The 13,322-nt window shown below is 43.9% G+C and carries 13 protein-coding genes; 2 read left to right on the top strand and 11 right to left on the bottom strand.

Going from position 1 to position 13,322, the window contains the following annotated elements; genetic code table 11:
- Positions 1 to 108: 108 nt before the first annotated feature.
- Positions 109 to 1,551: a sigma-54 interaction domain-containing protein gene (locus MHI11_RS17465; protein WP_340961814.1), complete on the top strand. Its 1,443-nt coding sequence runs from the start codon at positions 109 to 111 to the stop codon at positions 1,549 to 1,551.
- 27 nt (positions 1,552 to 1,578) lie between these two features.
- On the opposite strand, the gene MHI11_RS17470 is transcribed toward MHI11_RS17465, so the two are convergent.
- Together MHI11_RS17470 and rpoN are read right to left on the bottom strand one after the other, a co-directional pair.
- Positions 1,579 to 2,316, bottom strand: coding sequence for a FadR/GntR family transcriptional regulator (locus MHI11_RS17470; protein ID WP_044138981.1), 738 nt, complete (start codon positions 2,314 to 2,316; stop codon positions 1,579 to 1,581).
- 172 nt (positions 2,317 to 2,488) lie between these two features.
- Entirely contained in the window at positions 2,489 to 3,787 is a 1,299-nt protein-coding gene (gene rpoN / locus MHI11_RS17475) for an RNA polymerase factor sigma-54 (protein ID WP_340961816.1), read from the bottom strand.
- Positions 3,788 to 3,857: 70 nt separating this feature from the next.
- Between rpoN and yvfG the strand changes: the two genes are divergently transcribed.
- Complete coding sequence (gene yvfG, locus MHI11_RS17480) at positions 3,858 to 4,073, top strand: protein YvfG (protein WP_003213121.1); 216 nt, start codon at positions 3,858 to 3,860, stop codon at positions 4,071 to 4,073.
- A 20-nt stretch (positions 4,074 to 4,093) separates the two neighbouring features.
- Here the strand turns inward: yvfG and MHI11_RS17485 are convergent, their stop codons facing one another.
- From MHI11_RS17485 to MHI11_RS17525, 9 genes are all read right to left on the bottom strand, one after another.
- Entirely contained in the window at positions 4,094 to 5,419 is a 1,326-nt protein-coding gene (locus MHI11_RS17485; protein ID WP_044138983.1) for an MATE family efflux transporter, read from the bottom strand.
- Between the two features lie 257 nt (positions 5,420 to 5,676).
- Positions 5,677 to 6,492, bottom strand: a complete 816-nt coding sequence (gene nikE, locus MHI11_RS17490; RefSeq protein WP_044138985.1) for a nickel import ATP-binding protein NikE — start codon at positions 6,490 to 6,492, stop codon at positions 5,677 to 5,679.
- Positions 6,493 to 6,505: 13 nt separating this feature from the next.
- Complete coding sequence (locus MHI11_RS17495; RefSeq protein ID WP_181462029.1) at positions 6,506 to 7,321, bottom strand: ABC transporter ATP-binding protein; 816 nt, start codon at positions 7,319 to 7,321, stop codon at positions 6,506 to 6,508.
- A 4-nt stretch (positions 7,322 to 7,325) separates the two neighbouring features.
- A complete protein-coding gene (nikC, locus tag MHI11_RS17500) occupies positions 7,326 to 8,159 on the bottom strand; it encodes a nickel ABC transporter permease subunit NikC (RefSeq protein ID WP_003213255.1) in 834 nt (277 codons plus the stop codon).
- Positions 8,156 to 9,100 carry a nickel ABC transporter permease subunit NikB gene (gene nikB / locus MHI11_RS17505; RefSeq protein ID WP_340961820.1) on the bottom strand — a complete coding sequence of 315 codons (945 nt, stop codon included), beginning with the start codon at positions 9,098 to 9,100 and terminating at the stop codon, positions 8,156 to 8,158. Before nikB ends, nikC begins: the two co-directional genes overlap by 4 nt.
- Before the next feature lie 18 nt (positions 9,101 to 9,118).
- Entirely contained in the window at positions 9,119 to 10,741 is a 1,623-nt protein-coding gene (gene nikA, locus MHI11_RS17510; RefSeq protein ID WP_340961822.1) for a nickel ABC transporter substrate-binding protein, read from the bottom strand.
- Positions 10,742 to 10,890: 149 nt separating this feature from the next.
- Positions 10,891 to 12,069, bottom strand: a complete 1,179-nt coding sequence (locus tag MHI11_RS17515) for a DegT/DnrJ/EryC1/StrS family aminotransferase (RefSeq protein ID WP_340962342.1) — start codon at positions 12,067 to 12,069, stop codon at positions 10,891 to 10,893.
- The gene (locus MHI11_RS17520; RefSeq protein ID WP_340961824.1) at positions 12,069 to 12,755 is read right to left on the bottom strand and encodes an acetyltransferase; all 687 of its coding nucleotides are present in this window, start codon (positions 12,753 to 12,755) and stop codon (positions 12,069 to 12,071) included. Before MHI11_RS17520 ends, MHI11_RS17515 begins: the two co-directional genes overlap by 1 nt.
- Positions 12,718 to 13,311 carry a sugar transferase gene (locus MHI11_RS17525; RefSeq protein ID WP_340961826.1) on the bottom strand — a complete coding sequence of 198 codons (594 nt, stop codon included), beginning with the start codon at positions 13,309 to 13,311 and terminating at the stop codon, positions 12,718 to 12,720. The genes MHI11_RS17520 and MHI11_RS17525 overlap by 38 nt, the downstream gene beginning before the upstream one ends.
- Positions 13,312 to 13,322 lie beyond the last annotated feature (11 nt).

Here is a 13,322-nt window from a genome sequence, read left to right on the forward strand (position 1 = left end):
GGGTCTACTTCATTAATTACGCAAAGTTTCTTTGCATATGCCAAATTTTTTAAAGGAAACCGCAAAATTTTTCATGTAAAATAGAGGTAACGTCAGGAGGTGGCACAATTGAAAAAAGATCTGCATGCCGCAAAGCTTGAAAATGAGATTGATTTATATAAACAAATGCTCGATTTAATTGATGTCGGGGTTCATGCAATTGATGAGAATGGACATACGGTTGTTTATAATAAAAAAATGATGGAGATCGAGTCTTTAAAACGCTCAGATGTTCTCCATAAAAATGTACTCGATTTCTTCGCCTTTCAAGATGAGATGCACAGTACACTTGTCCAAGCGCTGCGTACCGGGAAACAAACCGTACATGCCAAGCAGACGTATCATAATTACAACGGAAAAGAAATCACAACGATTAACCATACATACCCGCTCGTTCGAGACGGTCTCATTCAAGGGGCAGTTGAAATTTCGAATGATGTGACCAAGCTGGAACGGCTGATTCATCACAATATGAAGAAAAAAGGAAGCACCCGCTTTACCTTCGATTCTATTATTGGACAAAGCCCTGCCTTTTTAGAGGTGATTGAGCATGCGAAACGAGCGACACGCACCTCCTCCTATGTGCTCATTGTTGGCGAAACTGGGACTGGGAAAGAGCTGTTTGCTCAAAGCATTCATAACGGCAGCAGCCGGTCATCTGGACCTTTTATTACTCAAAATTGTGCGGCACTGCCTGATAATTTGATTGAAAGCCTGCTCTTTGGTACACAAAAAGGGGCTTTTACGGGGGCAGCTGATCAGCCTGGCTTATTTGAGCAGGCGCAAGGAGGAACCTTGCTTTTAGATGAGATCAACTCACTAAATCCTCATCTTCAAGCAAAACTACTGCGCGTCTTACAGGAGAAACGTGTGAGAAGGCTAGGAAGTACAAAGGAAATTGCTGTTGATGTAAGAGTGATTGCCAATATGAATGAGGACCCTGTGGATGCAATCGCAGGTGGACGCATGCGCAAGGATTTATTTTATCGTCTCGGTATTGTCACCTTATTTATTCCGCCGCTTTCTGAACGAAAAGAGGACATTCCTACGTTTGTGAATCATTTTATTCAAAAATATAATGAGCTGTTTCAAATGAAGGTGAGGACGGCTGATGAAGAGGTACTTGCCCTTTTTAAGGCGTATCATTGGCCAGGCAATGTAAGAGAACTTGAGCATGTGATTGAGGCGGGGATGAATATGATGATGGATGAAGACGACTTAAGCATGCATCACCTTCCCTATCATTTTAGATTTAAGCACGGGGAAGCCCGTCCTAAGGCGCAATTGCAAACAAATTCTTTGCAGCAAACCGCAGCTGCTGACACCTTTGTGTATACAAGCCCAGAACAGACGACTGATTTCCAAACCCAAATGGAACAATTCGAAAAACAATACATCGTCCATTACTTAGAAAAAATGGACGATAATATTTCACAGACTGCAAAGTTATTGGGCATGAGCAGGCAAAGTCTGCAATATCGAATGAAAAAGCTACATATTTCTCGTCAATAATAGAGCTGTGCCATCATTCGGCACAGCTTATTGTGTATCTGAATGTTCTGCTGGTTTTTGCAGCACATCACCGAGCAGATTTTCTACATTTTTCAAATGCGTAAGCATCGCTTTCTCTGCTTCTTCTGGCTGCCTTGCAACGATGGCTTTGTAAATTTGTTCATGTTCTTCGTAAAGCTTCCGAATGGAGGCTTTCGTTGAGAATAACACGACTTTTCTCGTTTCCCGCATCGTTTCTACTAACAAGGATGAGACCTGATTCATTAACACCTTTAATACATCATTCTTCGAGGCTTTGGCTAAGGCGAGATGGAAGGTGAGATCTGCCTCTTCACCAATTTCTTCATGGGCTTCTGCCAGCTTCATTTGTTCAAGTGCATCACGCAGCTGATGAAGGTCATCGTCCGTCCGAAGCAGCGCCGCCTTTTTGACAGCACCTGTTTCAATAATGGTTCTCACTTCAAGCAGTTGCCTGACATCATGCTGCTTCATTAAAAATGCAGGAGATAAAGAAAATGCGAGCTGTTCAGGATCGAACTGCTTCACATATGTGCCTTCCCCTTGCTTCATCTCTATTAATCCGATCGCTTTGAGAGCAGACAGCGCCTCTCTCACAGCGGAACGGCTGACTTGAAAGTTTTCTGAGAGCGCTTGAACCGAATCTAATTTTTCTCCCGGAAGAAGCTCACCAGTGCGAATCGATTCGATTAATGCATCCGCAATTTCTTCATATATTTTTTTGGTTTTGATTTGTTTATATTTCAATTGGTCTCACCTCATCACTGTTGTCTACCCTTTTCGGCTCATGCCCTATCTTATACTTTACCCCAAAATTTCCGTTCACACGTCTCCCCGATTTAATTTTCAAAAAATCTTCTGTGTGCCTCGCTTTCAACAAAAAAGAAGCACCTGCCGTGTTTCTGGCAAGTACTTCTTTTTAATCATAGCGCTTCCGCAGTGTAGATGATGGAAGATTCATTTGTTCACGATATTTCGCAATGGTTCGGCGTGAGACTCGAATGCCAAAGGTTTGCTGAAGCTGCGTCATCATTTGCTGATCTGAATACGGTTTTTTCTTATTTTCCGTTTGGATCAGCTCTGCGATGTACGTCTTGACTGTGTAGCTGGACGCCTCTTCCAGTGAGGGTCCTTCTAGCTTTGCTTGGAAAAATTGCTTCATTTCCATGAGGCCATAAGGGGTTTGCACCATTTTCCCTTTCACCGTTCGGCTGACTGTTGACTCATGCACTTGCAATATATCTGCGATACGCTTCATCGTAAGCGGTTTCATTTTATGTTTCCCTGTAAGGAAAAAATCTGTCTGGTGTAAGATAATCTCACGAACGACATGGGTCATCGTTTGTTTTCTTTGCTTCAGCGCTTGGACAAGCCAATTGTACTGCTGCTCTTTTTCCTTTAGATACGCATATACTTCATGCCGCTTTCGGTCTTGAATCATGGCGAAGTATCCTTTATTCATTTCAACGTCTGGGAAAGCGCGCTGATTCAGCTCAAATGTGATGTGGTCCTGCACGACAGTAATCGTCACATCCGGCTCTATATACACATGGTCTTCTTCGTATGAGAAATGGATGCCTGGTCTTGGTTCAAGCTGCGACACCTCATCTTGTACCGCTTGAAGTGTTTTCATGGAAATGCCTGTTTTCGCCGCGATTTCCTTCCAAACCTTTCTTGCAAAGAGAAAGAAGTGCTCATCAATGATCAGCTCGGCTTCATACCAGCGCTCCTTTTTTCTTCTCAGCTGAAGCAGGATGCATTCTTGTAAAGATCTTGCACCAATACCGGCAGGCTCTAGCGATTGAAGCTGATGAAGGACGGCTTCTACTTCTTCAGCTGACACCTTTAAGACAGCTGCCATCTCGTCAACCGGTTCATTTAAATAGCCGTTGGAATCAATGGACTCGATCATAAAATGAAAGATCCTTTGATTCTTTTCACTTAGATTTAAATCAAGGGCTTGTTTCTTTAAATACATTTGCAGGCTTTCTTTTTGATGCGTTCGATACGGCTCTGTCATTCGATCTTGAGATTTTTTATGATAAACTGGTTGATAGCTGTCCGTGTCTTTCCGCTCAATCAGAGGGTTCTCAAGCGCTAACTGGTCAAGATACTCGCCAAGCTCAGTGCTATTCAGCTGGAGCAATGTAATGGCCTGCCTGAGTTCTGGTGTGAGCACCTGCTTTAATACTTGTTCTTGTTGCAGATTAAGGCTCATTGTCTCCCCTCCCTCTCATCATTTTACATGAAGATTGACGGACCGTATATACGAAATAGGAGTGATTCCCATGTCTGAACTTTTTTCCGTTCCATACTTTGTTGACAACTTGAAACAACACATCGCCATGAATCAAAATGAAGACAAGATTCATGCCATGAATGCCTATTACCGCTCAGTGGTGTCAACGCTTGTACAAGATCAGCTGACCAAAAATGCTGTGGTTTTGAAGCGAATTCAGCACCTTGATGAGGCGTATCAAAAGGTGAAAAAAGAAAGCGAATGAACGAACATGAACACCCTTTGTCACGATGGCAAAGGGTGTTTTTCATTTGCGAAAAGCTTCTGATCCAGCCTTGATTTGTACATCATCAAAAAGCCAGACCGTCCGGTAGTATAGATGATAAAGGCAAACCATAATCCGTGATTATGCCAAATAGGCGTAACCGCTGCTTGAACAACGATAAACAAGATCATCGCAAACAGCATCGAATTTCTGACAGGGGCAATTTCTGTCGCACCTGTAAATACACCGTATATGACCAAACCGAAACAAGCGGCAAACGGATAGAGAACGAGCCAGTCTGCATAGCCTAATGTCACATCTAGAAGACGGGGGAGATTTGTAAACAAGCCCAAGATCGGCTCTTTTAATAGAAAATAAACCGACGCAATGAGACATGCCATGACAAATGCCCATTGCCTCGAAAGGGTTAAAGTTCTCTCATAGAGGGTGCGGTTATTTGCTCCAACTGATCTGCCCACAAGGATGCTGGATGCATTGGCAAAACCATCAAACAAATAAGCCATGATGTAGTGAATTTGAAATAAGATGGCATTGGCCGCCAGCATCTCTGTTCCAAAAGAAGCACCTTTTGCTGTAAACATGTTAATCACGACAAGCAGACAAATCGTCCGAATAAACAAATCTTTATTCACATGAAACATTTTCTGCACTGCCTGTGTATCCATGATTTTCTTAATAGACGGCATCTGGAACCCGTTTTTTGAATGCTTCATGATGATCCATGCGCCTAGCACAAAGGCGGTTAATTCAGATATCAATGTCGCGGCCGCCACCCCTTTGACTGCAAGCGAAAACACATGAACAAGCAGGAGGGCAAGGACCATATTCATGACATTGATCAAGATTTGTAAAGAGAGGGCTTCTTTCATTTTTGCCATTCCCATCAGCCAGCCTAATATCACATAATTCATCAAGGTAAACGGCGCACCCCAAATCCGAATATGAAAATAATCTGCTGCAAATTGCCTTACATCCGCAGCCGGAGAGATCACGAGAAAAGCAGATTGAATAATGGGCCATTGCAGGGCAATAAAACAAAGGCCGACAATGATGGCGATTAAAAAGGGTCTTAGAAAAGCAAGTACGCCCTGCTCTTCACTCTGCGCCCCGTTTGCCTGAGCGGCAAAAGCAGATGTACTCACCCGCAAAAAACCAAAGAGCCAATAGAGTGTACTGAAAATGAGACTGCCAACCGCGACGCCTCCAATATACGCGGGGTTGGCAAGCTGACCCACAACTGCTGTATCAACAGCTCCAAGTAATGGAGTGGTCATCGTTGAGATGGTTAAAGGAATGGCTAAAGCTAAATACGCTCGATGGTTCACGATGCCACCTGCCTTTCATGAAAAATAGCCTCTTCTAAAAGAGGCTTAGATTGTTGACAAAGTGCTAAAATGATTTTTATTTTAGCACTTTGTTTTCTTTTCAGCGTGATAGAAAACCTTTGAAGTCTAGGAAGGGCGAGCACTGGCGCGGAGCGAATTGAACATTCGTGAGCACCAGCGCGCAGACCTGACAACGAATGCGAGGGTTTGTCTACACGCTGAGCCTCTTCTAAAAGAGGCATTGATGTAATGAAGATTTATCGGACCGGTCTGCCAATCGTTCGGGACAAAGGATGGTCTGCGAGCATTGCAGCTCTCATCTTTTGCACCGCTTTCTCATCTGATGAAAAGAAATCATCCTTTGATCGAAATTGAGCAACAAGTTCACCTTGATCTAATATCGCCAATTGATCACTTAAGTGATAGGCTGCCGTCATATCATGTGTAATAAATAAGTAAGCGACACCTAGTTCCTTCTTTAATTCTACTAATAAATCTAAAATGACACCCTGTGTGACCATGTCTAAGCTGCTGACGGATTCATCCAGTACGACGAGCTTTGGCTGCAGCAATAAGGCTCTTGCAATGTTGATCCTTTGCAGCTGGCCACCGCTGAATTGATGCGGATATTTAGACAAGTCCTTTTCGCTGAGCCCGACTCTTTCCAGCCAATGGATCAGCACGATTTTGCGTTCTTTTCGGCTCATGGTTTCATAGTTTTCAAGCGGCTCGGATAAAATTTGTTCGACTGTCCACCTTGGATTCACCGCCGAGTACGAATCTTGAAACACCGCTTGCACATGCCGTCGATAATGCTTGCGTGTTCTTTGATCTGCACAATATATATCCTGCCCTTCAAAAAGGACCTGACCGGATTTTGGCTTCTCTAGACCAAGTATGATGCGGCCTAGTGTGCTTTTCCCTGCGCCGCTTTGCCCCAGCAATCCGACGCACGTGCCTTCTTCAATGATTAAATTGACGCCGTTTAAGACTTGGTCTGCGCCTTTTTTTCTCATCAGAAACGACCGGCTGTTGTATGAATGACTTACTGCTTTCACTTCTAATAAATGCAAGGGCCTTCTCACCTCAAATCGGGCAAACAGCTGGGATGGATGGACGAGCTGCTAATAGTTTCTTTGTATAATCATGCTTGGGGTTTTCAAAAAGCTCAAGCACTTCTGCTTTTTCAACCATTTCTCCCTGTCTCATGACAACAACCTGATCTGCCATTTCTGCAATGACGCCAAGGTCGTGAGTAATGAGCAAAATGGCAGTTCCATACTCATGACGAATTTGGTTCAGATGCTCCAGCACCAGCTTCTGCGTGTGTACATCTAAAGCAGTTGTTGGTTCATCTGCTATGAGGAGAGGCGGGTGCATACAGGCAGCCATGGCAATCATGACACGCTGCAGCATGCCGCCGCTTAGTTCAAAGGGATACTTGTTTAACAGCTTATCTGGCTGCGGCAGATTCATCTGCGCTAACGCATCCATTGCCTTCGCTTTTGCCTGCCTTTTACTGACAGTGGTATGCCGGCGGATGGTTTCAATCAGCTGATGACCGATCGTCCATACTGGCGTAAAGCTATTCATTGGATTTTGCATAATATATGAGATGTCCTTGCCCCGAATAGAGCGCATAGCCCTTTCACTCATACCGATCAATTCTCGTCCTTGTAATGTGATGCTACCAGTGACATCCGTTGTTTTCCGGTCAAGCATATGTAAGATCGACATACTTGTCACCGTTTTCCCGCAGCCGCTCTCACCTATTAATCCAACGATTTGACCTCGCCCTACTTCAAACGATACGTCCTGAATAAGAGAGGTTGTCCCATGAGGCGTTTTCGTCTGCACATGCAGGTTCTCTATTTGTAAAATGGACTCTTGCACATTGATCATTCCTTTACACACGGCGTTTGATACCATATTTCTCTGAAAGGGCTTCTCCTAGTAAATTAAAGAGGACGACGACAGCCATGATGACAAGACCTGGATACAGCATCAACTGAGGATTCGTTTGAATATACGATTTACCTTCATGGATCATCGCTCCCCATTCAGGCATAGGAGGCTGAACGCCTAATCCGAGAAAGGACATCGCTGAAATATCCATAATCGCCCAGCCCATTTCGAGTGTGCCAATGACCGCGAGTGGCGGCAGGACATTTGGAATCATATGCTTTCTCATGATGTTCCAGTGGGATGTCCCGCTAATTTTCGCAGCAGCAATAAAGTTCTGTTCTTTTAAACTCAGCACCATTCCTCGGAAGACGCGAGCATAGTATACCCATTGCACAAGCATCAAGGCAAGCACTACTTGAGAAAGTCCAGGACCGAAGATGCCGACTAATCCGAGGATCAGCACCAGGTTCGGGAATGCCATGATCCCGTCACAGATTCTCATTAAGACGTGATCGATCCAGCCACCTTTGTAACCTGACAACAAACCAACGATTAACCCAATCAATAAAGAAGAGAGAAAGATTAATAACGCACAGCCTAGTGAAACACGTGCACCATATAAAATTCGAGATAAATTGCATCGGCCTAATTGATCTGTCCCAAGAGGATACTCCCACGAAGACCCCTTTAGCTTCATCGCTAGATTGACAGCCGCCGGATCATGTGGAGCGATCCACGGCGCACATATTGTCACAATCAGCAATAGACCAAGGAGCACCACGCAGATCGAGATCAGCTTTTGATGAGAGAAGAGATATTTTCCTTTTGTCATCATGTCTGGCGGCCTTCCTTTCTGGAAATACGGGGGTCAATGATCAGCTGAAGTAAGTCCACAATCAAACTGCTCAAAATAAAGATACATGCTGCCATGAGGACATAGAATTGAATGACCGGCAGATCCCGGTTAAAGATCGCTTCAATAAAGAAACGTCCAAACCCTGGCCATGAAAAAACTGCCTCTACGATAATGGTTCCAGTCAGCAGCTTGCCAAGATTCACCCCAAGCCCTGTCAGCATTGGCGATATCGCGATTCTCAATACATGCTTGAACATGATTGACCGTTCCTTTAATCCTCTGATTCTCGCATATTGAACAAACGGCTCTTGAAGCGCCTCACTCACACTTGATCGTAATAGCCTTGTATACGTAGCAATTAAAGGGACGGCCAGTGTGACCGACGGCAGAATGAGATGCTCCCATGTTCCCACTCCTTCTACCGGTAGAAGATCAAGCTTCACTGAAAAAAAGAAGATGAGCAAATACCCCAAGACAAATGTCGGGATAGATGCTCCTAAGAAAGAAATGAGCCGGCTCACATGATCAACGATGCCATTTTTCCTCATGCCGCTGAAAAAACCGAGTGGAATGCTGACACAAATTGCAATCAGTAGACTAGTCAGCGCCAATTGAATCGTCGCTGGTATTCTATAGATCACCTCATTGAGCACAGGCTGGTTGGACATATATGACTTGCCAAAATCAAGATGAATGACTTTTTCAATGGTGTGAAGATACTGCATATAAAACGGTTGGTCTAAACCAAATTCACTTCGTTTTTGCGCTAATATTTCATCCGTTGGCTGGATATGAGCCGCTGCTAAATATGCCTCAGCCGGGTCAACTGGCGAAAGGTGAATCATACCAGTCGTGAAAAGAGTGGCTAATAAAAATACAGGGATGATTGATAGCATGCGTTTGACGATATAGCGGCCCATTTCCTAACCTTCCTTCTATTACTTCAGCTTAATACCTGTGAATGGATGTTCGTCGCGATTTGCTGGGAACTCAAAGTCCTTCACATTTTTTTGATAAACGGCTGTCTTTTTAAAATAAGAGATTGGCACAATTGCCCCTTGATCCTGTAATGAAGATAAGACAGACGAATAAAGTGCTTTTCGTTTGTTTTCATTGGTTGTTGATGGAATTTCGCTCATTTCTTTGATCAGCTTGTCCTTATTTGGATAGGCTGAGATGGCTTCTTTGAATCCAAAACCATCTGATGAGACGACGTTCATAAATGTATGCGGATCATATGGCGCTCCGTAGTTGCTAAAGAAGTTCATATCAAACTTATTAGCTTTAAAGCGCTGCACCTGTGTTGCCAGCTCCACACCTTCAAGTTTGACACCAACGCCAATGGCACCCCATTCTGCTTGAAGCGTCTCAGCCATCGCTTTTTGAATCGATTCTGCTGAATCATACATCATACTAAATTCAAGCGTTTTTCCATCTTTTTCACGAACGGTTTTTCCTTTTGGTAGTGTCCAGCCTGCTTCATCCAGCAATGCTTTCGCTTTGTCTACATCATATTGGAACGATTTCACCTTAATATCAGATGTGTAAGGCATGTTGGTCGGCAATATGTGATCTGCTTCATCCTCTAAGCCAGAGGTAACACCTTCTACCATTGATTTCTTATTGATCGCATATTGAAGGGCATGTCGCACTTTCTCATCTGACAGCTGATCGACTTTTGTATTCATGACAAGCTGTCTCGTTGCTACCGGCTCTGACATTTTTGTTTCATACTTACCGCTCGCCTCTAACTGTTTGTAGGCATCTAGGCTAATGGTTCCTTCTCCGTAAAGGACGTCTACATCACCTTTTTCAAATGCCATGACTCTCGTTTCCGCATCTGGGATGACCTTGACTTTGATTTCTTTGACCTTTGGTTTTTCTCCCCAATAATGATCATTTCGTTCGAAAATGGCATAGTCATCTTTTTGATATGTTTTTAATACCCAAGGGCCTGTCCCCACTGGTTTTTCAATTCCTTTTGACGTATCACCGTTTTTAGGGAAACCTGCTTCGCCTAAGAAACGAACCGGGCGGACAACGGCTAATTCTTGAACAGTTGGATAATATGGCTCTGTTAATGTGAGTTTAAATGTTTTCTTGTCTACTGCTTCTGTCTTTTTGATCTTTTTTATCACACCTAACCAGCTATGTATATCCTTGTTTTTTAAGATGGAATCAAAGTTCTTTTTCACAATGTTTGCATTAAACTCAGATCCATCTGAAAATGTCACTTTGTCTCTTAGATTGAACGTGTACACCTTGCCATCCTTTGACACATCCCATGATTTCGCTAATTCAGGTTTTAGCTTTCCATTCTTTTGATAGCTGACCAATGGCTCATAAATCATTGATTGTGCGAACAATTGTGATGGGTTGTATACGTGAGGATTCATTTCGCCAATATCTCTCGGCCAAGCCATCGTGATCATGTCAGGATGATCCTTGTTTCCATCTGCCCCATTGTTTGCTTGAGAACAGCCTACTAATAAAAAGATAAGCAGGAAAGGGATGACTGTATTTATTTTAATTTTCGGAAAAAATTGACTCCTCATAAACATAAGATGTTCCTCCTAATTGATGCTGATAATCATTTTCATTTTAAGGAGGAAGGACCCCGTTGTCAATATCATATTTAAAACGAATTGACAATAAATAAACCTATTTTTTCCATAAATTGATGAATTTTATAAAAAGAGAGGCAGGCTGCTTACGAGTGAGCAGCCTGTGAAGAGGTGAAGGTTTTTTCTCGCAGGGCATGACGAAGTGTGTCAATGATACGATCCTGTTCAGCGTCTGTCATACTTGTTCCAGAGGGGAGACAAAGCCCTGTTTCAAATAACAATTCAGATACGGGAGTGCCTTTCGCCGCTGAATAAAAGGGACAATCACGAAAGAGCGGTTGCTCGTGCAGCGGCTTCCATACACGCCTTGCTTCAATCTGTTCTTCTTCTAGTGCAGCAATGATATCCACTGGAGAGGTTCTTTTATCGCGATCAATGGTCAATGTCGTCAGCCAGCGGTTGGACTTGGTGTCTTGATATTCAGGCATGAAATAAAGACCTTCTACTTTAGATAACGCATCCTGATAACGCTTGAAAATGCGGCGCTTTTGTTCAACACGTTCGTCCAATATTTCCATCTGAGCAATCCCGACGCCTGCTAGCAGGTTGCTCATGCGATAGTTGTATCCTATTTCTTGATGCTCATAATGCATCGCGCGTTCTCTAGCCTGTGAAGCGAGAAAGCGGCAGCGTTCGATTGCAGCTTCATCATCACTCACAAGCATTCCGCCGCCTGATGTTGTAATGATTTTATTGCCATTAAACGAATAAATGCCGAACCTGCCCATTGAGCCGCTTTTTTTTCCTTTATATAGAGCACCTAACGATTCAGCCGCATCCTCAATGACTGGTACATCATATGCTTCACACAACGCCAGGATCTCGTCCATTTTTGCGCTTTGTCCATATAAATGCACGACAATGACAGCACGGGGTCTTTTTCCAAGTCGTTTTGATTCCACAAAGGCTTTCTCTAAAGCAATCGGGCACATATTCCATGTATCCCTTTCAGAATCAATAAAAACGGGCGTGGCTTGTTCATATAAAATCGGATTTGCAGTTGCCACAAATGTGAGGGTAGAACAAAAGACAAGGTCCCCTTTTTCAACGCCAATAAGCTTTAATGCGAGGTGAATTGCTGCTGTTCCAGAAGATAAAGCCGCTCCTGCATTCACTCCTGCATAGCGCGCAACTGCCTGCTCAAATTCATTCACAAGAGGTCCAAGTGGTGCAATCCAGTTACTCTTGAAAGCTTCCTCTATTTTCAAATACTCTTTTCCGCTCATATGCGGTGGTGATAAGTAAATCCGTTTTCTTTCTTGCATCATTTCCCACCCTCTCTCCGATCTTTGATTTCTATTGCAGGAATGCCTACAGCGACTTTCTGATCGTGTATATCTCTTGTTACTGCGGCTCCTGCGCCAATGATTGTCCAGCTTCCGATCGATGTCCCGGGTATCACAACAGCACCTGCCCCAATATGGGTACCCATTCGTACAGACACACATCCAGTTAACACTGCTCCTGGTGACAGATGGACAAACGATTCGAGTATACAGTCATGCTCTACGATAGATCCTGTGTTGATAATCGCATGTTCACCGATTGCTACATCTGCTTGAACTACTGCCCTTGCCATCACGACAGTTCCCCTTCCAATGACCGCTGATGTACTTACGACCGCCCGTGGATGGATGAGTGTGGCAAATGCCGTGTTTTCAAAGGAGAGGCGTTCCTTTACTAACTGTCTGCTCTCATTTTGCCCAATCGCAATCAGCCATTTCATATGCGGCATTGTCTCTCTCAGCTCTTGACTCATGGAGATCGGTCCATACAAGATGCTGCTTTGAGTCGTAGTCTCTTCAAATTGATCATCTAATACGGCACATAATGAGTAATCGGGATGGGCAGCAATCATTTCTTGAATGACTTTGCTATGCCCGCCAGCCCCAATTAAACCAATCGGTTGCACTTTACATATCGGTTCCTTTGAATTTTTCAGCTGTGGCATGATGCGGCTGCTGCACCCCCTCTGTTTTGATGACTTTTAGCAAGGTCATCCATAAAATTTTCATATCAAGCCAAAACGATTGATGCTCGACATACCAGAGGTCATAGGTGAATTTCTCCTCCCAGGAGATCGTGTTCCTTCCATTCACCTGTGCCCATCCAGTAATGCCAGGCTTGACAAGATGGCGCCTTGCTTGCTCCTCTGTATACATCGGTAGATATTCCATCAGAAGCGGCCTTGGTCCAACGAGACTGAGCTCTCCTTTTAGGACATTGACTAGCTGCGGCAATTCATCAAGACTGAGCTTGCGAATCAAGGCGCCGGTTTTTGTTAATCGAAGATGATCTGGCAGGAGCACCCCGTGCTCGTCACGTTCATCGGTCATCGTCCGAAATTTATATAGCATAAATGGCCAGCCATACAGACCAGGCCGCTTCTGCCGAAACAACACAGGCCTCCCAATTTTCCACCGAATCAGTCCATAAAGCAGAAGAAAAAGAAGACTGCCTGCGATGAGTAGCGTCAATGCCACCATCACATCTAACATTCTTTTCATCATGAAATCTC

The sequence above is a fragment of the Bacillus sp. FSL K6-3312 genome (assembly GCF_038007485.1).
In the GTDB taxonomy this organism is placed as follows: Bacteria; Bacillota; Bacilli; order Bacillales; family Bacillaceae; genus Bacillus; species Bacillus pumilus.